This is a genomic window from Aeromonas sp. 25-AL00135 (genome assembly GCF_054052385.1).
Genome location: NZ_JBSTYQ010000029.1, coordinates 1 through 26,173, shown reverse-complemented (window position 1 = coordinate 26,173; position 26,173 = coordinate 1). Strand labels below are relative to the sequence as shown.

14 protein-coding genes, 5 tRNA genes, 1 pseudogene and 2 riboswitches are annotated in these 26,173 nt (G+C 56.0%); of the genes and pseudogenes, 3 read left to right on the top strand and 17 right to left on the bottom strand.

The features are described 5' to 3' along the window. Positions 1-147: 147 nt before the first annotated feature. The 10 genes from ACW5XC_RS19700 to ACW5XC_RS19655 form a co-directional block, all read right to left on the bottom strand. Positions 148-223, bottom strand: a tRNA-Ala gene (locus tag ACW5XC_RS19700). Positions 224-256: 33 nt separating this feature from the next. Next, positions 257-332: transfer RNA gene (locus ACW5XC_RS19695), tRNA-Ala, on the bottom strand. Between the two features lie 48 nt (positions 333-380). Beyond that, positions 381-456, bottom strand: a tRNA-Ala gene (locus ACW5XC_RS19690). Positions 457-521: 65 nt separating this feature from the next. Then, positions 522-597 (bottom strand) — tRNA-Ala (locus ACW5XC_RS19685). A 28-nt stretch (positions 598-625) separates the two neighbouring features. Then, positions 626-701: transfer RNA gene (locus ACW5XC_RS19680), tRNA-Ala, on the bottom strand. A gap of 741 nt (positions 702-1,442) precedes the next feature. Next, positions 1,443-3,359, bottom strand: coding sequence for a glycoside hydrolase family 19 protein (locus ACW5XC_RS19675; RefSeq protein WP_042056418.1), 1,917 nt, complete (start codon positions 3,357-3,359; stop codon positions 1,443-1,445). A gap of 79 nt (positions 3,360-3,438) precedes the next feature. Continuing rightward, positions 3,439-6,420, bottom strand: coding sequence for a M66 family metalloprotease (locus ACW5XC_RS19670; protein ID WP_042056420.1), 2,982 nt, complete (start codon positions 6,418-6,420; stop codon positions 3,439-3,441). A 74-nt stretch (positions 6,421-6,494) separates the two neighbouring features. After that, positions 6,495-9,107, bottom strand: coding sequence for a glycosyl hydrolase family 18 protein (locus ACW5XC_RS19665; protein ID WP_042056422.1), 2,613 nt, complete (start codon positions 9,105-9,107; stop codon positions 6,495-6,497). 104 nt (positions 9,108-9,211) lie between these two features. Further along, positions 9,212-9,299, bottom strand: a riboswitch (cyclic di-GMP riboswitch). Between the two features lie 620 nt (positions 9,300-9,919). Next, positions 9,920-12,514, bottom strand: a complete 2,595-nt coding sequence (locus ACW5XC_RS19660) for a glycosyl hydrolase family 18 protein (protein ID WP_042056426.1) — start codon at positions 12,512-12,514, stop codon at positions 9,920-9,922. A 102-nt stretch (positions 12,515-12,616) separates the two neighbouring features. Continuing rightward, a riboswitch (cyclic di-GMP riboswitch) is annotated at positions 12,617-12,704 on the bottom strand. A gap of 234 nt (positions 12,705-12,938) precedes the next feature. Further along, positions 12,939-16,394: a hybrid sensor histidine kinase/response regulator gene (locus ACW5XC_RS19655; RefSeq protein ID WP_042056428.1), complete on the bottom strand. Its 3,456-nt coding sequence runs from the start codon at positions 16,392-16,394 to the stop codon at positions 12,939-12,941. Positions 16,395-16,609: 215 nt separating this feature from the next. On the opposite strand from ACW5XC_RS19655, the gene ACW5XC_RS19650 reads away from it, so the two are divergent. Genes ACW5XC_RS19650 through ACW5XC_RS19640 form a run of 3 tightly spaced genes read left to right on the top strand, consistent with a single transcriptional unit; the run spans position 16,610 to position 18,600 of the window. Then, positions 16,610-17,158 carry a DUF2975 domain-containing protein gene (locus tag ACW5XC_RS19650; RefSeq protein ID WP_042056429.1) on the top strand — a complete coding sequence of 183 codons (549 nt, stop codon included), beginning with the start codon at positions 16,610-16,612 and terminating at the stop codon, positions 17,156-17,158. Positions 17,159-17,165: 7 nt separating this feature from the next. Continuing rightward, the gene (locus ACW5XC_RS19645) at positions 17,166-17,375 is read left to right on the top strand and encodes a helix-turn-helix domain-containing protein (RefSeq protein ID WP_005335250.1); all 210 of its coding nucleotides are present in this window, start codon (positions 17,166-17,168) and stop codon (positions 17,373-17,375) included. Positions 17,376-17,382: 7 nt separating this feature from the next. Next, positions 17,383-18,600, top strand: a complete 1,218-nt coding sequence (locus tag ACW5XC_RS19640) for a hypothetical protein (protein WP_042056430.1) — start codon at positions 17,383-17,385, stop codon at positions 18,598-18,600. 76 nt (positions 18,601-18,676) lie between these two features. Here ACW5XC_RS19640 and ACW5XC_RS19635 read toward each other — a convergent pair whose 3' ends face one another. The 7 genes and pseudogenes from ACW5XC_RS19635 to ACW5XC_RS19605 form a co-directional block, all read right to left on the bottom strand. Beyond that, the gene (locus tag ACW5XC_RS19635) at positions 18,677-19,831 is read right to left on the bottom strand and encodes a 3-phenylpropionate MFS transporter (protein ID WP_042056431.1); all 1,155 of its coding nucleotides are present in this window, start codon (positions 19,829-19,831) and stop codon (positions 18,677-18,679) included. A 415-nt stretch (positions 19,832-20,246) separates the two neighbouring features. Further along, complete coding sequence (locus ACW5XC_RS19630) at positions 20,247-21,047, bottom strand: lysozyme inhibitor LprI family protein (protein ID WP_162183930.1); 801 nt, start codon at positions 21,045-21,047, stop codon at positions 20,247-20,249. A gap of 373 nt (positions 21,048-21,420) precedes the next feature. After that, positions 21,421-21,783 carry a hypothetical protein gene (locus ACW5XC_RS19625; protein WP_155397232.1) on the bottom strand — a complete coding sequence of 121 codons (363 nt, stop codon included), beginning with the start codon at positions 21,781-21,783 and terminating at the stop codon, positions 21,421-21,423. Between the two features lie 221 nt (positions 21,784-22,004). Then, complete coding sequence (locus ACW5XC_RS19620; protein WP_124928683.1) at positions 22,005-22,490, bottom strand: hypothetical protein; 486 nt, start codon at positions 22,488-22,490, stop codon at positions 22,005-22,007. After that, positions 22,480-25,131, bottom strand: a complete 2,652-nt coding sequence (locus tag ACW5XC_RS19615) for a peptidoglycan DD-metalloendopeptidase family protein (protein WP_080771418.1) — start codon at positions 25,129-25,131, stop codon at positions 22,480-22,482. The genes ACW5XC_RS19620 and ACW5XC_RS19615 overlap by 11 nt, the downstream gene beginning before the upstream one ends. Before the next feature lie 2 nt (positions 25,132-25,133). Beyond that, a complete protein-coding gene (locus ACW5XC_RS19610) occupies positions 25,134-25,598 on the bottom strand; it encodes a hypothetical protein (protein WP_124928681.1) in 465 nt (154 codons plus the stop codon). Continuing rightward, positions 25,598-26,173: pseudogene (locus ACW5XC_RS19605) on the bottom strand (type VI secretion system tip protein VgrG); the annotation flags it as partial. The gene ACW5XC_RS19610 and the pseudogene ACW5XC_RS19605, both read right to left, overlap by 1 nt.

Sequence of the window (26,173 nt, the reverse complement as noted above, 5' to 3'; positions counted from 1 at the left end):
TAATCGCGCTGTGTCCGTTTCACACCTTGTCCCATCGGGTTCTCCATTTATTGGGGGGAAAGGTGTAAACCATATTCAGGACGGGACAGGAGAAAACAAAAAGGCCACCGCGATGCGGTGGCCTTTTTGCTTCTTGTAACAAGAATTTGGTGGAGCTACGCGGGATCGAACCGCGGACCTCTTGCATGCCATGCAAGCGCTCTCCCAGCTGAGCTATAACCCCGATTTGTGTGAATGACATTAGTCACTCTGAATTTGGTGGAGCTACGCGGGATCGAACCGCGGACCTCTTGCATGCCATGCAAGCGCTCTCCCAGCTGAGCTATAACCCCAAATTCGGTACTGAATGAATGGTTCTGGCGGCCATTCATCCTAAATAATGGTGGAGCTACGCGGGATCGAACCGCGGACCTCTTGCATGCCATGCAAGCGCTCTCCCAGCTGAGCTATAACCCCACAAAGGTCGGCTTGGGTGATACACACCACACTGCCCTGGGTATTCAATACAACAATCAAGAATCTGGTGGAGCTACGCGGGATCGAACCGCGGACCTCTTGCATGCCATGCAAGCGCTCTCCCAGCTGAGCTATAACCCCTTTGATTCCAGATTGTTCGAGGAGAATTTGGTGGAGCTACGCGGGATCGAACCGCGGACCTCTTGCATGCCATGCAAGCGCTCTCCCAGCTGAGCTATAACCCCAACTCACCTCGGTGCTGACGAAGTTATCTCCGGCAACGGAGGCGCATGATAGGCATCACCCGCTTTGCTGTCAACCCTAAAATAACCGCGACTGATTCGTTTAGTCAAAATTGCAGCAGTTCGCTGTTTTTACCAGCAAGGCACGTGCTATCTCTCTGTTTTATGTCACAAATTGGCTCAAGCACCTATAAAGGAGAGGCCGTGCAGCGAGCCTCTTTCCCCTTGCAACGCCCCCGCTCTCAGACCTCTCTATGGTGGCTGGTAATCAGCTTCTCCCCCGTCACCTCGGGAAAGCCTTTCCATAAAGGGCATTGCATTTGAAAACCCTTTCCATGATTTTTGTAAATTTACAACATAGAAAGTTGATCTGGCTCACAAATGACCATAGGATCAAACCGTGACCTAGGTCACATACCATAACCATAAATGACAGAGCGATGAGGTAAACCATGTTTGAGAATCTGGCAGTCCTGTTCCACCTGCGCGGTGCAACCACCAAGAACGGCGTTGTAGAGAAAGATGCCTATGCCCCCTCCACCCGTGAATACTACTTCCGCTACGGCAAATAATTGCTGAAAGCCTTTCACGGAAAATGTAATAAAACAACAACACACATCATCACACAGCCCTTTCGAGGCGCTGTCCTGTCCGGGCCAGATGTTCCACGGCCAAACCTGAACTCCACCAAACAAGAATGGGGCCCGCAGGCCCCATCTTTTATTGCTTCGGCTTAATGCCGGATCACAGCTTGATCCAGGCATCACTCCACGCGGTTCCCTTGCCCGGCTCATAAGCCCAGGCGGCACCAGCACACCAGCCGGTGTAGGGGTGCGGTTTGCACTCGTAGCTGGCACCGCCGTTGCTGACCCGCTCGCCTGCCTTGTAGGGAGTCCCCTCTTTATAGGCCGGATAGTCAGGCGGCGTTACGCCCCCCTCCTCCCCTTTCACCTGCAGGCTCTGGGTAGTGCTGCGGCTCAGATTACCTTCATCTGTGACCGTCAGTTTGATCTCCAGCTTGGTATCGCTGGCCGGCTTGGGCAGGGTCAACTCCAGAGTGACCTGATCCAGTGCCGGGGCAGAGGCTCCAGCCGGGACAGTCCAGGCATAAGAGAGTGGCTTGCCTTCCGGATCGCTGGAATGCTGGCCGGAAAGGGTCACCTTGCTGCCACCTTCGGCCTGCGCCGGGCCGGTGATATTGGCCACCGGTGGCAGGTTGGTGCCACCGCCGTTATCCTCGATCACCACCTCCGGATAGAAGTGCTGAACGCAGCGGCTGTAATCCCCTGCCTTGAAGGCGCTGAAACGGGTCTGGTAGCCCACCAGTTTGCACGCATAACTCTTGCCGCCGTTGGGGTTCTCTGCCACATAGCTCCAGTCCTGCTCCCAATAAATGGGCAAGGCACCGGCGCCATTGTCGTCAAACACCTTCATATTCTTGCAGCCCAGCACTTCGTCGGATGGCACCGCCACCCCGAGGTAGTTGGCAAACTCGCGGTAGTAGTTGATGCGATTCTGGGACTGGGCGTGCTCGACCGGGCCACCGCACTCCACCCCACCATTGATGATCTGGGTGGTGACCCCGAAGCCCGGCACCAGACCGTTCTGTTTGTCGTGCTCGTTTGGCTGCCAGGTGCCATCGATGACATGGAGCATGGAGGGCTTGGGCGGCTGCGGATAGGTATAGAAGAACACCGCGCTGGCCAGGTTCAACCAGGTGTCGGCCACCAGATCGGGACGGTCGAGCAGGGTGCGCACCGTACCGAACATCGCCTCGGAGAAGGGGCCGTAGTTGTAGTTGTAGGAGAGCTGCTTGGCACCGCGGCCAAAGTAGCTCTTGAACTCGCCATTGTCGAACGTACCGCACGGCCACTGCTGACCCTGCCACACATCGGGGCGGCACTCGGCGTTGTAACCGCCGCGCATGGTCTCATTCCATCCCATCTCGCGCACGTAGACCAGCGCCTGACGCCACTCGGCCTCCGGGCGCCAGTTTTCATGGCCGCCGGTCTCCTGGGCGAAGTGAGCGAACATGGTCGCCAACGTCTTGCGGCAGATAGCATCGGCATCGCGGCCATCGCTGTAGTCGCTGCACAGGGCCGGGAACTTGGCCGCAGCCTGTAGCAGGCCGCGATAGGTGTACTCGGGGGCGCGCAGCGGGAACAGGTAGTTGAACTGGCTCTCGCTCAGCAGGCTTTCGACCCGCTTGACGTTGCCCGGGTTGTCGGCACGGCCAGGCTGCACCGCCTCGACTACCAGATTGTCCCGGGTAGCGATGGAAGCCTTGACCGCTTCCATCGCCGGGAAGTCGGTCAGCGCCTTCTCTTTGGCATCCAGCTCGGCCTGGCTCATATAGACGGGGGTGGTGCTGCCATCCGGCGGGGTAGGCGTTGGCGGATTGGGCTTGTCATCGCCACCGGTGTCAGGCGGGGTAACTTCCCCTTCGCCGACAAGCTTCCACGGGGTATCCCACTCATTGGCGGCCGCCATGCCGGGAGTCTGACCCGGGTTGACCCACCACTTGGCCTCGAAAACCTGGCCGTTGTAATTGACCTGGCTGCCGCCCAGGTAGGATTTGTTGATGTCGTATGCCTCGGCCGCCCACAGGTGGCCGCTCAGCACCATGCCGGCAAGCAGAAGGGTGATGCGGTTTTTTTTCATTATTGTTGCTCTCTATGGTTTTGTGGCAAAAGGCGGAGCCCGCCTGAACAGGCTCCGCCATCTTCATCATGGACTCAACCTAGGGGCAGCTTGCCGCCCCGACATCCAGCCAGACATCGTGCTTGCCCGGCTCGTTGCCTTGAGTCCACCACTTGGCCTTCCACTGACGGCCGTTGTGGTTGGTCAGCTCCCCGCCGTTGTAGGCAACAGCGGCGCTCCAGCCCAGATCAACCTGACTCGCCAGTGCCCACTGATCGGCGGCGCGGCTCGGTTCATTGCCCTGAGTCCAGTACTTGGCCTGCCATACCAGCTGGTTGTGGCTCACCTTGTCACCGCCGTTGTAGACCTTGCCGGCCTGCCATGCGGGAACATTCGCCGCTTCCGGATCGGTGGTGTTGCAAGAACCGTCGACCACGGGCGCCAGCGTCAGCACGACGCGCCCTTCGCTTTGATGTACCCCGTCCGAGACGCTCACACTCAGCTCATGCTGCTCGCTGGTGGTGACAGCCGGCGGTAGCAGACGCAGGTTGGCACTGGTCTCGCCCTCCGCCTGCCAGCCCGCCGGGAAGTGCCAGCGGTAGCTGAGCGCATCCCCCTCGGGATCGCTCGCCTCGGCGGTGATGGTCAGCCACTCACCGCCGATGCCGCCGAGCTGCGCCGGTACGGTCACCACCGGAGGCTGGTTCTCAACCACGCCCTGCTCCAGCGGCCGCCCGTTGACGGTAAAGGAGAGGGTCTGCTGCGGTGGCAGCAAGCTCTGCTGTACCAGTGTCTGGCCACGGCACTGGATGGTGGCGCGGCCGGGCTCGCTGGCGGTGGGCAGGTTGATGTGGAACTTGTTCATGACGCTGCTGGCCGCCCGGTGATTGGCCAGCCTGAAGCGCTGCAGACCATCGCGGGTCTCCACCTGCAACTGACAGTCATTGCCGGACAGGGTGCTGCTGTCATCCGGGTAGGTGAAGCCATAGGCGCCGTGCAGCGCCGGATAGATGTAGCTGCTCAGGGCTCCTTGCGGATCGTAATAGCCCACCAGGGTGGTCACCGGCACGCCGAACTGCTCGGGCTTGCGTGCAATCTTGGTATCGATGGGGGAGACCTCCACCCAGCTCTGGCCATCCGAGGTGAAGCTCTTCTTGAAGCCCCGGTTCACCACAATTTCCTTGCCGTTGATAAAGAGGCGACTGTTGTAACCGGCCCCGTGATCGATGGTCAGACTGCGTCCCCGGTTGTCCGCAGAGGCAACCGGCACCCGGATATCACGAGTCCAGCGTCCATCCCACATGGCGACCCTTACCAAGCCGTAATCCGCCAGCAGGGCACTCAGTCCGGCCTCGCTCAGGGCATCCATGGGAGCATCGACCTTCTCGATCCACTCGATTGTGTGCTGATAGGGCTCCATCCTGGCCATCGCACTGTTCCACTTGCTAAAGCCGGTGGCCGAGTTGGCATCGAACACCGCCTTGCTCTCCAGAAAACGCTGGATGATGGCGGCCGAATTGGGGGTATAGAGAGTGAAACGGTTGGCGCCGGAGAGAGGGCGGCCGCCCGCCATCGCATCGTGGCCAAACTTGCGGCCATCGAACGGCGGCTGGCACTGGTCATCCAGACAGGCATCCTCATTGGTGCGGGTCGGCGAGAAGTTGGGGATGAAACGGTGTTTGTCACTGTCCCAGCCCCAGCTGGAGTTGAGCTGATCGGCACTGCGATGAACCGAGCCGCGGAAACCATCCACATAGTGGCCAAGGCCGAAGTTATGGCCCACCTCGTGGCTGAACTCGTTGCCCAGCGAATCATCCAGCGTGACGATGCCACCGCCACCTGAGCCACCGTGCACCTGAACCCCATTGGCATATTTGCCGCGGCTGTTGTGCGCCGTCAGCTGGGCCACCACAAAGGGATGGCTTCCTTCCCCTTCACCGGCACTGCTGTTGATGCCGTAGTTGGCATTGTCGATACCGTGGGAGATAAGCTCCTTGCCGATGCGCTGACGCATGGTGCCGCCATGCCAGCCCCCTTCGCTCGGGTCAAAATCGGTCAGCAATGTGCCGTTGGGCAGCATCACCTCAGGTAGGGAGAGCGGTGCATACTGACTGACAATCATCCGGCTGGCCGGAATGGTCTGGAAGTATTCGCGATGGGCCTCCTTGTCATTGGCAAAGGCAAAGCGATCCCGTGGTGTGGTGAGCATGCCGATGTCGATGGTGTGCAGCAGCAGCTCGCCGGGGGCGCCGACCTTGATGTCACGCAGTTCACCACTGAGATTGCCCTGACGAACGGAGAGGTTCAGTCCGGGCTGGATCCACTCGGCAGGCAGCTCGCCGCTCCAGGTATCCGCTGCATAGGTGATGCGGTTGTTCTCCAGCTCCCCCTCGCGGAACCACTGCCCATTGGCAAACTTGAACTGCAGGGTCTGGCCACGGGAGACGGTCACCTGTCGCTCACCATAAAAGGCCGTCGAGTTATAACCGGCGCTGGAGCGGATCCGCACCATCTTCCCCTCCAGCTCCGGGCTCACGGGCAGGTAGATATCCCGAACCCAGCGGCCGTCGGCGGTCTGGATCTCCACCAGCGCGCGACCAGTGAGCCGATCCTTGAGGAAGGCGCCGCTCTTGTCGCTCAGTTTGGCCAAATCAGCACTGCTGCTGATGACGGCAGTGGTGCCGCTCTCCGGGATGAAGCTCACTCCCCCTTCGGGAACCCCCGCGAGGTGGTAGACAGTCTCGGGCAGCGCCGATGGCGGTGACAAGGTCAGGGTGCCAAGCAGCGTGCCACTGCCGTCACGGGCCTCCACCGTCATCGGGGTCACCCCGTCGGCCTGGAGCGGTTTCACCAGCAGCAGGCTCTTGCGCAGGCTGGTCAGGATGGGTTGGCGATCCCCCTCCTTGGGATGAGACGGCAGGATCTGGCTCTGGGCAAACTGCACGCTGGCAGCCAGGCTGCCGGTCAGATCGCTTTGCGGTGTCGTGTCATTGAATATCAGGGGCGAGGTGGTGGCAGACAAGGGGCCAGCCGCCAGGGTTGCCATGATGAGGGCTGCGATTCGGGTCACATTTGTGGTCATTGTCGGGTTCTCGTTCATATTGCTACCGGGAATGAGGGGGCATGTCGCCATGCCCCCTCATTGGTGAGGAGGCCTCAGTTACAGCTTGCTGCCCCGATATCCAGCCAGACATCGTGCTTGCCCGGCTCATTGCCTTGAGTCCACCACTTAGCCTTCCACTGACGGCCGTTGTGGTTGGTGAGATCCCCGCCGTTGTAGGCAACGGCTGCGTTCCAACCCAGATCAACCTGACTCACCAGCGCCCACTGATCGGCGGCGCGGCTCGGCTCATTACCCTGAGTCCAGTACTTGGCACGCCATACCAGCTGGTTATGGCTCACCTTGTCACCGCCGTTGTAGACCTTGCTGGCCTGCCATGCGGGAACGTTGGCTGCTTCCGGATCTGTGGTGTTACAAGAGCCACCCTCACCGCCTTCGTTGATTGGTGTGACGGTGAGACGGGTGGCCGCGTTGGTGTCGAGTGCGCCATCGGAGACGGTCACTGAAAGGTCATAACCGGTTTCGGTATCCACCGCCGGGGCGGTGACCACCAGGGTGGCACTGTTCTGGCCGGTCGCCGTGATACCGGCAGGCACTTGCCATTGATAGATCAGCTCGTCGCCATTGGGGTCGGATGCCTTGGCAGTGATGCTCACCTGTTTGCCCGCTTCCACCTTGACGCTGGCAGGCAATGTGACCACCGGTGGCAGGTTGGGTTGCGGCGCCTTGTTGGTCACCACCACCTGATCCCTGGCGGTCAGTTGATGGTCATCGGTCACCGTCAGCTCGAATACCAGATTGATGTCGGCGGACACCGCATCGAGTACAACCCGGGCCTTGGCCTGAGTGGCATCTAGCAGGGCAGCCTGCGGGCCGGAGATCTGCTTCCAGCTATAGGTGAGGGCGCCATTTTCCGGGTCGTGGGACGCGGAGCCGTTCAGCGTCACCTCGGTCGGGCCGGTGACACTCAGATCGCTGCCCGCGTTGGCTACTGGCGGCTTGTTGGCTGGCGGAGTGACCCCTTCACCGTGCCCCAGGCCTTCATGCATGGCGTTGAGGATGTCACCGTTGTCGGCATCGATCTCCCAGGAGAAGAGCCCGCCCAGCTTGTTGGCCAGCACGTATTGGCCTTTCGCCTTGACCGAGCGCTCGTCGTCATAGGTGATCAGCTCGCCGGTGGAGGGCTTGAACAGGGTGGCCGCTTCGGCAGTCTCGTCGTAGTTGTACTCCCAGCCTGCGCCCATATGGCTGTTGACGATGTGGCGATAATCCAGCACGCCATCTTCCCAGGTGCCCTTGATCTTGCCGGTGGCGGTGCCGGTGAAGGGATCGTTGCCCTGATATCCGCTCACCCCTTTCCAGCCGCGACCGTAGGCGGCGGCACCGATCACCAGCTTCCCGGAGTCGACCCCTTGCGCCAGCAGCTGCTGCACCGCTGCCTCAGTGTTGTAGCGCTTGTTGGCCGAGCCGTTGGTGGCCTGATAGAGGTTGGCCTGATGACCCAGGGAGGTATTGCTCCAGGCGCCGTTGTAGTCGTAACTCATCACGAAGAGGTGGTCCATGTACTGCTGGGCAGCCTTGTAATCCACATCCTCAATCTTGTCGTAACCGGCACCGATGGCGGAGGTGAGCTGATAGGTGCGACCGGTCTCGGCCTCCAGCTCGTCGAGCATGGCGCGCAGATCCTTCATGATCAGCACATAGGTTTCCCCATCTTTGGTCTTGTCCCCCAGATTGGGGTTGGCGCCATCGCCACCCGGGAACTCATAGTCGATATCGACACCGTCGAAGAACTTCCAGGTCTGCAGGAACTCTTTGACCGAGGCGACGAACACGTCACGCTTGGCTTTGTCATGCATGAAGAAGAAGGGATCGGAGAGAGTCCAGCCACCGACGGAGGGGAGGATCTTCAGGTCCGGATAGGCCTGCTTGAGGGCCATCAGGTTGCCGAAGTTGCCCTTGTAGGGCTCATCCCAGGCGACCAGTGACCCCTGCCCTTTTTGCAGCGCGGCCCAGGGATCGTGAATGGCGACCTGGAAATCCTTGCGCCCGGCACAGGCACGTTGCAGCGCCTGGAAGCTGCCGGAAATCTCCTTGAGGCTGTCGTTGAGGCCATCACCGCCACAGATCGGGGTGAAGCCATAGAGGATATGGGTCAGGTTCTGGGCTGGCAGCTTGTCCACGGTGAAGTTGCGATCATAGACCCCCCACTCCACATAGTAGGTGCCGACCACCTTGCCGGACTTGTTGACATAGGGTTTGTTATTCTCCTGCAGAGCAGGCTTGAGCGGTACGAGGTGGCTGCCATCAGTATCGGCGACCACGATCTCCTTGGCATCAGACAGGGTGCAGCCATCGCCGTTGCACAGCGCGACCTGCATCTGATAGCGGCCCCCCTTGTGCACCTTGAAGGTGGCGGTACCCGCGGCGGAAGAGGGACCGGACCAGACTTCCTTGCCATCCAGCAGCACCTTGGCACTCTGGCCGATATCGCCGTTCCAGATATTCCAGGTGACGGTCACATCGGCGCCATCCTTCACCTTGACCAGCTCGTTATAAGCGGTCGCGGACTGGTTGACTTCGACGATGGCAAACTTGGTGGGGCCCCAACCGATGGCGGGTTTGCCGGGAGCTGCCGCATAAGCGGCGGCGGAGGCGAGCAGGGTGCCGACCATCATGGCCAGCAGTGCAGGTTTTGGACTTAGCATATTGCTTTCCTTTTCGTTTCGTTATGGGAAAAACGAAAGGGCAACGCAACACGACAGGTGACACAAAAACGGCCGCCCCTTGGCAAAGGCAGCCTGCATTCTACTGTGGTGGCCCCGCTATCCTAGGTCGTCTTGACCCTTAGACCGGAAGCTTTGCGTCCCGACTTTTCAATCGGTTTGCCCTTGTCACAACGTTATTTCTGGCGATAAATAATCGCCGATTGACTGTAGGGTAATTCTGATAAGTAAGCAAATCGGACCATTGCCAGCCCACCAGTTACCAACCCCGACAATTACCCACTTTCAAGAAATTAATGTTTAAAAAACAGCCGGATATGTAGACCTAATCTCATCACCTCCAACCAGATACCTCACATCATTTTTTTGATCTGCATCACACCAAATTGAGAAAAATCAATGAGTAAGAACAATATGCGACAAAAGACCCATCTGTATCGCAACTAATGAATTTATAATCGCCGCTTTGCATGGCCAGCAGGTGTCTTCATGCCCAGCGAATTGCCCTCACGCACCCGGTTATCCAGATACGACAAATTTGTTCGTTTGACGATTTATGCCTTGCCACTGGCCGGGATGATCTGGCTTATCAACAGCCTCAATGGCTGGCAAAGAGCAGCGTGTGGCACAGATGCCAGCTATCGGGGAGAGCATTAATCACTAGCCCGGAAGGGCCGCTTTGCAGGCACAAAAGAGAAGCTGGGTGGGGAAACCGATTGGCAGACCCGCCAGAATGTGGCGAAGCGGGGAGAAAAAACGGGGCATGACTGGCATGCCCCGCCACCATTCAATGCTTATTTACAACTGGCGGCTCCCATATCCTGCCAGACGTCGTGTTTGCCGGGCTCATTGCCCTTGGTCCAGTACTGCGCCTTCCACTGACGGCCGTTATGGGTGGTGAGCTCGCCACCGTTGTAGGCCACATTGGCATCCCAACCCAGTTGCACCTTGCTCACCAGCAGCCACTGATCCGCGGTGCGGCTAGGCTCGTTGCCCTGGGTCCAGTACTTGGCCTGCCACACCAGCTGGTTGTGACTCACCTTGTCGCCGCTGTTATAGGTGCTGGCTGCTTTCCAGACTGGCCAGTTGGCCGCATCCGGATCGGTTGCCGTGCAACCACCGCCGCTGCTGGCCGGTTTGACCGTCAGACGAGTTGCCGCGCTGGCATCCAGCCCGCCGTCGGAGACGGTGACGCCCAAGTCATAGCCGATGTCGCTGGTGACGCTCGGGCCGGTGACCACCAGAGTGGCGCTGTTCTGACCCGTTGCGGTGATGCCTGCCGGCACACTCCACTGATAAGTCAACGGATCACCGTTCGGATCAGAGGCGGTCGCCTTGATGGTCACCTGCTTGCCCGCCTCCACAGAGGCCGTAGCAGGTACACTCACCACCGGCGCCAGATTGGCCTGCGGCGCCTTGTTGGTGACAACAACCTGATCCTTGGCACTCAACTGCTGGTCATCGGTCACTGTCAGCTCGAACACCAGATTGATGTCGGCAGTCACCGCATCGAGTACAACGCGGGCCTTGGCCTGAGTGGCATCAAGCAAGCCAGCCTGCGGCCCGGAGATCTGCTTCCAGCTGTAGCTGAGCGCGCTGTTTTCCGGATCGTGGGAGGCCGACCCATCCAGCGTCACCTCGGTCGGGCCGGTCACCTTGAGGTCACTGCCTGCATTGGCCAGCGGCGGCTTGTTGGCTGGTGGAGTCGTCCCCTCGCCGTGGCCCAGCCCCTCGTGCATGGCGTTGAGGATGTCACCGTTGTCGGCATCGATCTCCCAGGAGAAGAGGCCACCGAGCTTGTTGGCCAGCACATACTGCCCCTTGGCCTTGACCGAGCGATCGTTGTCATAGGTGATGAGATCGCCGGTCGACGCCTTGAACAGGTAGGGAGCCTCGGCCACCTCGTCGTAGCTCTTCTCCCAGCCACTGCCCATGCGGTTGTTGACGATGTCGCGGTAATCCACCACCCCGTCCTCCCAGGTGCCTTTCACCTTGCCGGTCGCCTTGCCGGTGAAGGGGTTGTTGCCCTGATAACCGCTCACGCCAGTCCAGCCACGGCCATACATGGCGGCACCAACCACCAGCTTGCCCGGCTCAACCCCCTGCGCCAGCAGCTGATTGACCGCCTTGTCGGTGGTGTACTTGGTATCGGGATCCCAGCTCGCCGCATAAAGGTTGGTCTGGTGGCCCAGCTCGGTGTTGCTCCAGGCACCGTTGTAGTCGTAGGTCATCATGAAGATGTGGTCCATGTAGGGCTGGGCCGCCTTGTAGTCCACATCCTGGATCTTGTCGCCCCCCGCCCCGATGGCCGAGGTGAGCTCATACTGGCGACCGGTCTCGGCCTCCAGCTCGTCGAGCATGGCCCGCAGCTCCTTCATCAGGGCCACATAGGTGGCACCATCACTCGGGCTGCCCAGTTTCGGGTTGGCGCCCTGTCCGCCCGGGTACTCCCAGTCGATATCCACACCGTCGAAGAACTTCCAGGTCTGCAGGAACTCTTTCACCGAGCCGACAAACACATCGCGCTTGGTTTTATCACCGAGGAAGTAGAAGGGGTCGGAGAGGGTCCAGCCGCCGACCGAGGGGAGGATCTTGAGATTCGGATAGGCCTGCTTGAGCGCCATCAGGGCGCCAAAGTTGCCCTTGTAGGGCTCGTCATGAGCAGTGAGGTTGCCTTGCGGCATCTGGATGGCGGCCCATGGATCGTGCATCGCCACCTTGAAGTCGGCGCGACCGGCACACGCCCGCTGCAGCGCCTGGAAGCTCCCTTCGATCTCCTTGAGGCTGTCGTTGAGGCCATCCCCGCCGCAGATGGGGGTGAAACCATAGAGGATATGGGTCAGGTTCTGGGCCGGGATCTTGTCCACCGTAAACTTGCGGCCATAGACTCCCCACTCCACATAGTAAGTCCCCACCACCTTGCCGGACTTGTTGGCGTAGGGCTTGTTGTTCTCCTGCAGCGGCGCCTTGAGTGGCGCCAGATGGCTGCCGTCGGTATCGGCAACCACGATCTCCTTGGCATCAGAGAGGGTACAGCCATCGGCGTTGCACAGCGCCACCTGCATCTGGTAGCGCCCCCCTTTCTTCACCTTGAATTTGGCGCTGCCCGCTGCGGCCGAGGGGCCGGACCACACCTCCTGACCATTTAGCAGTACCTTGGCACTCTGGCCCAGATCGCCGCTCCAGAGGTTCCAGTTCACCTCCACATCGGCGGCATCCTTTACCCTGACCAGATTGTTGTAGGCAGTGGCCGCCTGATCGACTTCAACGATGGAAAACTTGGTGGGACCCCATCCGATGGTGGGCTTGCCGGGCGCCGCAGCATAAGCGGACGAGGCGCAGCACAGACCGACCGCAAGGGCCAGCATGGTAGGCTTTGGACTTAGCATTTTTATATTTCCCTATTTCGTTATGTTGGCAACGAAAAGGGCTACGCCCTGACAGGTAACGCAGACGGCAGTGCGGCCTCTTGGCAAAGGTGCACAACAACCTGTGGTGGCCCCGCTATCTCAAGTACGGCTCATCCCTGGACCGGAAGCTTTGCGTCCCGATCTTGCGATCGGTTTGCCCTTCGGTTACTTCATTTGCGATGCAAAAAATCGCATCCCGACTATAGAGTGAGCCAATCCGGTCTGCCACTGTCGGCGTTCACCGACAGTGGCAAGCCAAAAGAGTAACTGGCAGCCATTACGCAGGAAGATGAAGAGATCTTCGCCAATAAACCTCTGTTTTCGGCATTCATCCATGACCACGGGTCACAGGATCATTGCGCGGTTTTGTGAGCCGGTTCACGGCTAGCCGCCCCGGCTGCGGCTAGCGCATCAGCAGGCTGTTCATCAGGGCCCGCAGTTTGAGTGGTTTGACCGGCTTGCTGATGTAGCCATACCCCCGCTCGCGGATCTGCGCCTGCAACTCGCTCTTGCGATCGGCACTGATGATGATGCCTCCCAGCTCGTCGCCACACACCCGCTGCAGGGCAGCGAGCGCCTCCAACCCGGTCTTGCCGTCGTCGAGGTGGTAGTCAGAGAGCACCAGTCTCGGCACAAACCCTTGTGCCACCAGCTCCTCGGCTTCGGCCAGATCGACGGCACAGCGCACCTCGCAGCCCCAACGGCCAAGCAGGGTGCTCATGGCGGTCAGAATGTCCCGCTCGTTGTCGATACAGAGCACGGCTACACCTTCCAGCTGGCTGTCACGCACCACCGGCGCCGCCAGCTGATGGGCCGTGACCGGCCGGGTCGCCAGATTGAGGGTCACCGCAAAGACCGATCCCTTGCCCGGCCAACTCTGCAAAGTGAGCTGATGACCGAGCACCAGCGAGATGCCACGGGCGATGGCGAGCCCCAGACCCAGCCCCTGCTCCTTGGCGGTGCGGGAGTGATCGAGGCGGGAGAACTCGTCAAAAATAGCCTCCTGCTTGTCCTGCGGGATGCCGGGGCCGTTGTCCCATACCTCGATGCGGATCTTGTCCCCCATCCGGCGGCAACCAAGTAGCACCCGGCCGCCCGGGTTGTAGCGAAACGCATTGGTCAGGAAGTTCTGCAGCACCCGGCGCAGCAGGCGCACATCGCTGTGCACCGCCAGCTTGCTCTCCACCACCGAGAAGTGGATCCCCCCCGCCTGCGCCAGCACCCCGAACTCCGCCTTCAGGTTGTCGAACAGCTCGTGCAGGGCGAAGTCGAGTTTCTTGGCTTTGAACTTGCCCGCCTCAAGGCGCGAGATATCGAGCAGATCGCTGATGAGATCCTCGGTCGCCCCCAGCGCATCGTCGATATGACGGGCGATGCGGGCAGGCTCCTCTTCTGCCGGCAGCATCTCCAGCAGGGAGGAGGTAAACAGCTTGGCCGCGTTGAGGGGCTGGGTCAGATCGTGGCTGACCGCCGCCAGAAAACGGCTCTTGGATTGATTGGCCCGCTCCACCTGCTGGTTGACCAGCAGCAGCTGGCGGTTGAGTTCGGAGAGCTCGCGGGTACGCTCGGCGACCCGCGCCTCCAGATGCTCGTTGGCTTCACGCAGCACCCGTTCGGCATCACGAAACGGCGTGATGTCGGTAAAGGTCATGACGAAACCACCGGCCGGCATGGGATTGCCCTGCATCTCGATCACCCGCCCGTCCGGACGCTCCCGCGCCGAGATATGGGCAATGCCGCGCTTCATAAAGGCGACCCGCCGCGCCACATGATCCTCGATATCACCGGGACCACAGAGCCCCTGCTGGGCGTTGTAGCGAATGATCTCCTCGATGGGGCGCCCTGCCTGAATAAGCCCCGGCGGATAGTGGAACAGCTCGATGTAGCGGCGGTTCCAGGCCACCAGCCGAAGCTCCCTGTCCACCACCGAGATCCCCTGCCCGATATGCTCGATCGCCCCCTGCAGCAGGCCGCGGTTGAAGCGAAACACGTCGGAGGCCTCATCGACTATGGTGGCGATCTCCTCGAGCTGCATGTTGCGCCCCTGCAGGGCAGAGGCGAGCACCAGCCGCGCCGACGAAGTGCCAAACACCCCCGCCAGCAGCCGCTCAGTGTGGGCAATCAGCTCGGCCGAGGCCTGCATCTGTGGCGCCAGGGTGCCGCCCCGCTCACCGGCGAAACGACCAAAGGCGCGTTTGACCCGGCTTGAACCGACAAAGCGGGCCGCCAGCATCTCCAGCTCCTTGACCGAGACCCGCGCCTGATAGAGGGCAGCGGTATCGCGACTCGGCTTGCCGACAAAGTTGGCCGCCTGCAGCCGCTCGCTCACCGCAGGGCGCGACAGCAGCGAGCCCGCCACATAACCGAGCAGGTTGAATAGCAGGCTCAGGAAGATACACCAGGCTCCGAGACTCAGCTCGCGAAATGCGGGCCAGTCCGGCGGCGCCAGCAGTTCGGCCAGCGGAGAACCGGCCAACAGCCCGCTCTCCACCAGCAGGGTGACGAACCAGAGGCTCACCCCGAGGCTCAACCCAAGATAGACCCCCTTGCGATTGCCGTGACGCCAGTAGAGACCGAGCAGCAGGGCCGGCGCAAACTGGGCCACCGCGCCAAAGGAGAGGTAACCGATGCGCGACAAGCTGGTGAGATCGCCGAGCCAGAGGTAGAGCCCCCAGGCCGCCAGCAAGATCAGCAGGATGGCGCCACGGCGCACCTGCAACAGCAGCCGTACCAGCCGCTCGTCACGGCCCTGCCGCCAGAAGCGGCGCAGCAGCACCGGCAGCACCAGATCATTGCTCACCATGATCGCCAGTGCGATGGTGCAGACGATCACCATACCGGTAGCCGCCGAGGTGCCACCGAGAAACGCCAGCATCGCCATGCCATCGAAACCGAGAGCCATCGGCAGACTGATCACATAGGTGTCGGAGGCCATATCGGCACCCACCCACTGCTTGCCCGCCAGCGCCAGCGGCCAGATAAAGAGCCCCATCACGAACAGGTATAGCGGGAAGATCCAGCGCGCCCAGTGCAGATCCTGCCCCTGATTGTTCTCCACCACAGTCACATGAAACTGGCGCGGCAGGCAGATGACGGCGCACATCGCCAACACCGTATAGATGGCAAGCTCCAGCAGGTTACCGGGGCTCACCGCCACCACCTGCGCAAAGAAGTCGCGGGTCACCTGTTCGTGAGCTTCGCCCGGTTTGCTCAGGATCAGCCAGAGGGCGAAGCCCCCCACCGCGATAAAGGCCAGCAATTTGACCACCGACTCGAAAGCAATGGCCACCACCATCCCCTTGTGGTGCTCGGTGGCATCGAGATGGCGGGTGCCGAACAGGATGCTGAACAGCGCCAACAGCAGAGTGACCCCGAGCGCCAGCTCGCTGGTATTGCTGGTCGGGCTGATGCCGCCGCTGTTGACCATCAGCAGATCCAGCCCGGTGACGATGGCTTTAAGCTGCAACACCAGATAAGGGAGGATCCCCATGATGGCGATGAGGGCGATCACCATGGCGAGCCGCTGGGATTTGCCGTAACGGGCGGCGATAAAGTCGGCGATGGAGGTGATGTGCTCGCGTTTGGCCACCAGAATGAGGCGGGCCAGCAGCCGCCAGCCAAACAGAAAGACCAGCATGGGGCCAAGATAGATGGGCACCGGCGACCAGGGGGATTCACTCGCCTGCCCCACGGTGCCGAAGAAGGTCCAGGAGGTGCAGTAGACCGCCAGCGACAGGCTGTAGAGCAGCGGTTGCCCCTTGAGACGGTGCCGTTTGTGCTTGTCTGCCACGAAGGCGATCAGAAACAGCAGCCCCAGATAGGTGAGCGACAATCCGATCAGCAGCCATCCCTGGTGCATCGATAACTCCTTGTCCATGTTGAGTTTTTGTATACAGCCTCGCCAGTCTAGAGAGGCAGCAGCCAAAAGTCATCCCCTTCGGACAGATTGAAATTATCGTTTTTCAATAAGTTTTATCTTGACTGTATATCGTAAAACAATAAACATTGCCGATGTGAATATTGATAAACGATAAACTTTACCTTTCAGATAAAACCATCACAGTGAGGAATGAGATGATCTCCAACAAACTCGAACGCTCGAGCATGCTGATCGAATGGCTGCTGCTACTGGCACTGCTGGCTACCCCTTTGATCACCTTGCTGGAGGTGTGGACCCCCTTCGGTGGCGCCGATTTTCTGCAGGATAAACTCAACACCATCTTGAGCCGCCCCGGCATCAATCCTGCCGACTATCCCCTTCACTTCTCCACCCGGCTGCTCGGCACCCTGGTGCAGCTGTTGCCGGATCTGGTCTTTATGATGATGCTCTGGCAACTGCGCCAGCTGTTTCGTGGCTACCGCGCCGGTCTGCTCTTCACCTTCGAGCAGATCCGCCGCTATCGGCAGATCGGACTGCTGCTCTGTGCAACCTTCCTGGTCGAATTGATCCTGACCCCCTTGCTGGATACGGTGCTCACCATGAGAGGCCCGGAAGTACTCGGTACCATAGCGCTGAGTACCTCCGATTTCCGGGTACTGCTGGCGGGACTGATCGTACTGGCGCTGGCACTGGTCATGCGCGAGGCCAAACTGCTGGCCGATGAACAGCAACTGACGGTGTGAGGAACGTATGCCCATTATCATCCGCCTCGATGCCCTGCTGGCAGAGCGCAAAATGACCGCCCGCGAGCTGGCCCAGCGCATCGACATCACCGAGGCCAACCTCTCGATCCTCAAGAATGGCCACGCCAAGGCGGTGCGCTTCTCCACTCTGGAGGCCATCTGCCGTGAACTCAAATGCCAGCCCGGCGATCTGCTGGGCTACGAGCAGGAGCGCTAACCCCCTTATGAGTCGTCATATCACCCTGTTTGCCCTGTGGCTGCTGCCACTGTGGGCCTGCGCTGGCAATGACGCGAACGGCCCCCGCTACCTTATAGAGCAGGGCGCCAGCGCCAATGTGCTGCAAGTGCACCTCACTATGCAGGGCAAACCTCCCTTTACCCTGCTCCCCGCTCGTCAGTTGCCGGGCAGTGCCACGCCGGTTTCCCCCGCGCTGGTCTGCCTTGCAGACAACCAGCCGGTTGCCCTCAACCAGCCCTTCTCCTGCAAGGAGATCGGCTGGCAGATCACGCTCACACAGGCTCCGGCAGAGGGTGCTGATGCCTCGGCCCAACAGTCGCTTCTGTTCGCACCCAATCAGTGGCTATTGACCGAGTGGGGTAACTTTGTGCGCCAGATGGGGAACCACCGAGGGGAGGTTTGTCTGCCGGATGGCAGCTGCCAACCGCTGCCGGATGTCAACCAGCCACCGCTGATCCTGCCGTTTGGTCTGGACACTGTGCCCGTCACCAAGCCAGATCCGCGGCTGGTGCTGAGCCATGACGAGATCGCCAACCAGCTCGATCTGCCGGCCTTGCAGCAGCAACTGAATGAGATCATCGACTATCTGGCCTTCCAGCTCGATGTGGATCCGCCCACTCATCCATGGCAACTGGTGTGGCTGGGGCGGGATGTGGCGACCCGCTCCCTTGGCGGCGCCGCCGGAGATCAGGTGTTTGTCGCCAACTACCCCACCGAGGCTGGCAAGCCGACGCCACAGGCCCTCTTGCGCCTGCTGCGCACCTCGGCCCACGAGGCGGTGCATATCCTCAGCGCTCGCCACTCTGCTCCACAACCCACCTGGGTCAACGAGAGCCTCGCCGAATACCTTGCCATCAAAGCGCTGCGCCGCTTTCGGCTGCATCAAGTCACGGCGGTCAACGAGCTGGCCGAGCGGGGCAAACAGATGCCCCATAGCGATAGCGGCCTCTATCGGGCAGCTCGCGAGGTGCTGGCGGGCGATCACTCCTACTACCCGCACTTTTACGTCAAGGGGAGCGCCTTCTGGGAAGCGCTGGAGCGGGAGCTGCAACACCATGACGTGACTCTGGCCCAACTGCTGCCCCAACTGGGCTGGCTACAGGATGGCCGCTTTGATGCCGCCTCCAATGAACTGCTTGCTGGCACCATCGGCTCGGATACCTGGCGCCGCCTCAGCCGCCTCTATCTTGGCGAACATCAGTAACGCGCAAACTGCAGCAACGAAAAAGGGAGAGCCGTGGCTCTCCCTTTTGTTAGGTGATGATTCAAATAGACAAATATCAGGCTGGAGCACTCTCCTGCCCAGACGGCGCAAAGGGGCGCAGCCGCAGGAAGAACACCGGCAAGACCACCAGCACCATCAGGAAGAAGATACCGCCGCCGAGAGGCTCGAACAGCACGCCGCAAAGTGCCATCAGGGCCGCCACCGTCATGCCGAGGCCAAGGGCCGCATAGAGCGCCTGGGTCGGGATCAACTGTTCGGCCGGTAGCTGGCGGGTCATGAAGCGTACCGCCCCGAGATGACTCACCCCGAAAGTCACCGAGTGGAGCAGTTGCCCCAGCACCAACACCCACAGCTCGGTCGAGGCACCCAGCAATACCCAGCGCACCACACAGCCGATGGCACCTGCAATAAATAGGCTCTGGGCGCCAAAGCGCTGCAAGAAACGCTTGTCGGCGGCAAACATACAGATCTCCGCCACCACCCCGAGCGCCCACAGATAGCCGATGATGGTGCCGCTATACCCTTGCGCCTTCCAGTAGATGGCGCTGAAACCGTAATAAGCGGCGTGGCTCCCCTGCAGCAGAGCGGTCAGCAGCAGGAAGCGGCGCACCGGCGCGCTGCGCAGGGTTGCCAGCAAGGACGCCTTGGCGCGCTCGCCCTGACTATCCTGTGGCGCCGGATAGAGCGGCAGCCAGCTGAGCAGCAGCATCAGCACCAGCCCCGCCACCATGGTGTGCAAAATCCAGTCACTACCGAAGTTGCCCACCAGCGCCCCCACCAGGGTAGAGGCGACGATAAAGGCAAAGGAGCCGCACAGCCGCACCTTGCCGTAATCGAGGTGCGCCTGCACCACCATGCGGGTCGCCAGCGCCTCCCCCACCGGCATCAGGGTCGGATAGATAAAGTTCGCCAGCAGGGTCAAGCCCACCAGCCACCAGAGGTTATGACTGAGATAGAAGCCGAGAAACGCCAGCAGACTGAGCAGGGAGAGCAACCGGGTAACCGGCAGCAGATGGCCCGCCCCCTTGATCTGCCCCATCACCATCAGGTTGCCGGCAAAGCGGATCGCCATCCCCGCTCCCAGCAGGAGACCAATCATCTCGGCGCTGACGCCCACCCCCTCCAGCCAGAGCGACCAGAACGGCAAGTAAGCACCGTAGACAAAATAGAAGGCGCCGAAAAAGAGCGCTAACCAGGAAAACGCGGGCATAGATCCTCTGCAACCGGATGACGGGAGCAGAATGATAACCCATCCGCCCCCGCAGATCCCGATGGAAACCCCGCTAAGAAAACGAAAAAACTTCAATAAAATTGAACTATTACCGAAGAGGTGGGGTCTACCTGGTAACACCTCCTCCTGGTTAGTGTTGCAATCCTTCCACCCGCCCATGGCGGGTTTCTTTTTTGTCCCCTAATCACTTTTTTTCATCACCAGGATCTGCATCTCGGATTCAAATTTAAATCCATCCTCACAACGAAAAATCATCTGGATACAACAAATCTTCGAGCTATCCTGCACCAAAACTATTTGTAGCGATAAAAAAACACCAGCGTTAAGCCGGCGTCAGGTAATATCAACTCACTATATAGTGCCAAAAACTTTAGTAATGCATAAATAGAGGAACTTATTTCTGGCCACTCAAATATTTTATCCTAGCCTTGGTCATCTCGGTTTGGCACTCATACAATTCCACTTTACCAGATATTGATAAGTTCGGATTATTTACAGATTCAATATTACCGCAATCATTCTCCTTCTGCCATACCCAAGAAATTTGTTCATTTTTCATCGATGCTCTGAAAGATGCTGGAATAGCTTTCCAGATTTTATTCAAGCGTGCATCCTCAGCTTCATAAGCCTGCTTGGCGATGGCAACTCGAGATGGGTCATTTTGTTTAACAATATCATCTTTAGTGATCGCCAGGTATGATGCCTTGGCTAATGACATTGGTGCATAATAAGTCTCCCCTAAAGCGACCGAAATGTCTTTTTCATTATCGGCCAGCCTTGCTTTATAAGAAACACCATTCCACGTAACATTGCCATTTTTATACAACCCATGACTTTCTCTAATAAACTCAGAGAACACGTCCGGGGCTTTCTGTGCTAACTCCCTGACTTCAACAGGAACAGTCATTGATACAGTCGCTACACATCGTAACTCTTGTGATGAATCACTTGTAGTCGAAACATCAGAGATGCTAACGGGAATTTTTTCGACTTGACTTTGAAAGAAATCGAGTTTTTCTGGTGATACTGACATCCTCGACAAGGCATTATCACGCAGAGCCTCTGTTAATGCGTTTACCGCATCCTCACGACCACATTTGAAAGGCTGTTTTTCCTCTTTTGAGTCAAAAATACCAGCATTGACAGCACTCGATAAACTCAACATTGAGATTAAAACAAGAGATTTAAAATTCATATCCAATTCAATCCTTAACATTAAAAAACAATTACAACAGTATCAAGCCTCATCAATTAGTAATGGATATCTCCTTTCACATATAAAGTATTCTAATTATAGAAATCCCTGCCAACAAAAGCCCCAACAATTAAAATGTTTTCAATGTTAAATTGGCACTAAAGAAAACTGATTGGCACCTAAATATATCCCAGTTTTTCAGCAGGGAAAGATACCAAGGGAGTTTACGTATCTGCAAAACGACCTTGAATTAACATCAACAGAAGTGCACCCTAAAGTAGGGTAAACAAGACAGTTGTATTCATCCTATAACCTAATATATTCATGAAAACTGAATGTAAAGCTTACTATATTAATCATAATGGTTTAATGGTCAGTTTTTCTTTGACAAAGAAGATTGGAAACCAAAACAATTTTTCAACTTACTCTTTATTGATTCACCATATTGCAGTTTTATTTTACCTTCAAGGTAAGCAGATGTATTCCATAATGATGCATCAGAATAAATGTATGATGCCCATCCAATACTACCACTACCATCAGTGTCATAAGTCAATTGCATACTAACTTCTTGGCCATCATCAGAATCTACAATAACATTTACATCCTTAGCCGAAACATATATAAAATCATAATTACTACTACGAACCGCATCCGCCAAATAGTCATAACATTGCAAGTTATTGCCAGCGATTGCATTACGTACAAATAAAACAAAAAATAAAAGCCATCTCATTCTTGCTACCAAATTATATTACTTATACAGAGACATCCGCATCACTTACGCCTTGCTTTGAGAAGACAAATGAAAAATAGAGAGTTCTATACACCCCCGAAAAATTAGGCTACGGTGCCTCGAGAAAATTATTTCTAGCGGCCATCAGTTGGTAAATGACTTTACTAATGTATTGGTGGTCAGAAAACTTATTTATAAAAAATGAAGACAATAAGTTAAACTCAGCTGCACTTATCAAGCAACTTCAAATCAAGCTCTTTCCTATCTAGAACATAGCATTTAGTTGTTAATGGTGGACCATCCATTTCCACATCCATTTCCACACCAGATACGATCATTAGATAACTCTTTACAATAGTATCCAGCCTTAAAGATCCTGACTCATAAGGATTGGGGAGCCTTGAAATTACAAGTCCTGTTTTAAGGTCGAGAACCTCACTACACACAGCGCCAGTACCACAGTTAAATGTGTACACAACATAGTGCCCAGCGAAGTTAGGCTTTTCCTTAATTGCATTTTTTCTTGCCCAATCTATTTCATAAAAGCCAGTATCTTCTTCAGTAAGATCATGTGGACTTCCATAATAAACATCTTCTTTGTCAACGGAAAAATCATTAAAACTCACGCCTGCAATCACGCAGGATGGCATACAAAAGCAAAATACCACAATAAAAAAACAAAAATCTAAAAAAAGACTAACCTTCATACGAAAACCCTTTATCATAAAAGACTCTAATATTATTGGCGATCTCTGATTTCATTATTTTACCATCCCCATTCAAATCATGAAACTTGTTCCTGTTGTAGTTTTCTGACGGAGAGGAATAAACGGGGGCGTTACCATCTATCGCAATCGCTGAAGGAGCAAAAATGGAAAGATAAACATCTTCTAGCGACCATCTATTCGTGGGCACACCAAACATTTCAGCCTTACGAACAAAATACATTTTAACGTAATCCATTTGTTCAACATGATTCATTTTTGCTAACGCCTCTACTGTCGTACCTATTTCATTTGCGCTTACTCTCATTAATTGAATTAGGCCAGTAGCACTTGAGTAAGGATTTTTTATAGATGGGTCAAACCTCGTCCCTGTTTCAAGTGCTATACAAGCCATTATATAATTAGGATCAATTCCTAACTCGCCACCAACCTTGATTACTTTATTTCTAAACGCCTCACCGATCTGAATCCCATATAACTCAAAAACTCTCTTCATCCATATAAGCTCTCTTTTAACCACATTCTCGCAGCTAATTGAAAATGGATAAAAATGCAACATTTTTGGTCCAGCAATATGAACATGACTAAGCTTATCCATCCACCCCAATGCCTCCACCCGTTTAACCTCGTGTTCAACCAAAGGAGGGAGATCAGTGACTTTACAAAAAATAATTTTAAACTGCTCCATCATTATTTTCGAAGCTGGAACCCACCATTCACTACTATGCTTCACCACCATCCCTTTAACCCTGTCATAGTTTCCTATACTATCGACAGCATTCTCCAGTTTTTTAACTGTAATTTCATCATCTTTCAATTCTTTATCATCTGAAGCATGGCGATACAGGTTCAGGAAAAATGGGGGGATTTTAGCAGGATCCAGGGCACCATCACTATCAGAGCCATCAATCAGCGTGAAGCCTTGATCCTTCCACTCTTTGCTACTAACTACTGCCTCTGCTCGTGGATCGTCGCTAAACAGCTCAATGTGGACCATGTGCTTGCTCGACATTCCCCCTTCGGTAGAAGTTGGCGCTTCGTACATTCCTAGATAGCCAATGGTCTCGCCAGCACGAATTGGTACTGGTGTTGGCAATTCATACAGCTTACCCAAGTGAGTAGGCTCTTGGCGCTTAATCTCAATATTCTCTTCTTCTACACATAACCAAACAGAGCGACCAAGAGGCTGTACGACACAACGAGCCATTCGCCGCGCTCTACCGCGAACTTCCTGCCACTCGCACCTATGTGCATCAAAGCTGATCAGACTTCCAGCTGGTACACTAAAAACACTGTCACCAGCTACATAATGTCCTGTTTTCCCTTTTTGAGCTTTGGGGTCGGCACGACCAACCATATCTTCTTTCACACGAGCTTCTATTTTGTCATATACCCACATAGGTCTAACAATGTTGCCAACTTTCTCTATCGCACTTGGGTCTTGTGCCATCCAAAGGCTATCCATTCCTTTTGTGGCCAAAACCTCTTTGCTACTAGCACCATTACTCAGTACCTTTATACGAGCAAATTCGAACTCCCCTTGACCTGTTACATAACCACGTTGTGCAGTAACACCTTCGACAAGTTCGAATTCCTCTCCCGCTTTCAAGGTTAGTGCGGGAGGTTGGTAATCATGATTCGGTACACTATGACGCACCCGCCATCCCTTTTTTAACCGATAGCGGCTGTTTTTCGGCCATTTATCCCAAGGACATAAATGCATATATAGTGTGTAATAGGTAAATCCATTATCTTCTGCCCCCCTCCTTTTTTCAGAACTGTTCTCCTTCTGCGTAGAACCTTTATTTTCCTCTGCTGATTTGGGTTGTTTGAAATAATGGCGAACCAAGCAAAAAGAATTGGAATAGCGATATTCCCGCCCCTTAAAATTGCTGACAAGATAGTCAGGCATCATTCGAAAAGCTACAACCTCACCATCAGCCATACAGCGAACAGGATGAATATCTTTGACCCAAGGTGCTTTTTCATCACTAATATGAATACCACCATGCCAAGTGTTTAGGCCTAATAGATAATTAGCTTCATCGCCAAGAAGAGCAGCTAAATCCTTAGCATCTTTAAATTCACGACCATCTGATTGTGTAATTGGTAGACAAGATGCCCCTGTTATCTCATTTTTTACTATATTCGAAGCGGTATCACTATGAACTTCATCAGGATACTGTAAACCTGAAACATCAAATGCAAGAGGATCAACTTCTTCACGAGGGTTAGCCAGTGGCTGCCCAGACTTACGATGGCGATGGACTTCAAAATGAAGGTGCGGGCCAGTACTTCTGCCTGTTGAGCCAACAAATCCTACCGTAGAGCCTTTTGCTATCCGGTCACCAACGTTTAATCTAGATGACTCCTTCATGTGGGCATAGAGAGTATGGATAAATTCGCCATCTTTGTTTCGATGTTCAAGGATCACATAATGACCATATCCCCCTCTATTAAATTTTTTTAGTACTACCTTTCCATTACCGGCAGCAGGAATCGCCGTTCCTGATATTGCCCTAAAATCTATGCCTTTATGAGGCCTTGTTACCCCCATAAGACTTCTGGCACTACTAAATCGGCTTGTTAAAGAAAATGAAGCTCCAGGATTAAAAGCAGGCATGGTTACTCATCCTCTTTTACATTGTAGAGATTGCAATAAACTCGAGCGAATCCATCCTCAGGTAAAATATCTACGCTTGGTAAGCTTTTTTCGTTATCAGCCACATCTAATGTATAATGCTTTGATAAAACCCGACGAACAGTTTCTTCATCATTAAAAAAAACGATCCCCAAGTAGTCGCTGTTCTTTCCTGAAAGTGTTAATTCTTTTACATCAAGACCATAGAATTTTAATTTTCCATTAATGCAAAATGATGTAATATCTTCAGATTCCCAGCATACACTAAGTTTCGCGTTATTCTCTTTAAAAAAATATGCTTCTGGGCCGAACTGCTTCTGCTGCTGATCATAATAAACATTCTCAAAACGGCAATTATGCAAACCACTATATTGCTCTTCCAGAGTCCCCGCATAGGCACCTGACCATGCTATACAGCCAATAAACAGACTCCACCATTTACTCATCATTATTTCCCTCTTCCAGAAAAGCTCACCCTTGCAATTGGCTTCTCTTCTTTCAAGAGCGCCTCCATAGCCTTCTCGGTGGCAATCGCCTTGACCAGTTCAACCAGTTCCGGGGCTTTGACCACCTCAACCCCTTTGGGAGTAACGGGAGCCTGACCAGCCCAGCCAGAGCCTGCTCCCGGGCTGCCGCCGGCATTGAGTTTGATGGCGGGGCCGACCAGCTTGATGCCACTCGGGTCAACTTTGACAAAGCTTCCCCCCCCCTTGAGGGTGATCTCGGATCCCGCCTCCAGCACCAACTTGTCACCCACCTTGATATGCACCTCTTCACCGGCGTCCACCAACAGGGATTGGCCCAGTTTCTGGTGCAGGGAGGTATCCACCGTCAGTGAATAGTCCGCCTTGATGTGATCCCGTTTCTCGCCTTCAACTGTCAGGTGGTCATTGCCGAGGCTGGGCGGAGCGCCATCCTTGCCCGGCACCTTTCTGATGCGGGTGACCCGCTCGTTGTCGATGTCACGATGCTCGTCATGCTTGATATGCCACGCAGCATCGTTCTCGATAAGCACATTCAGGTC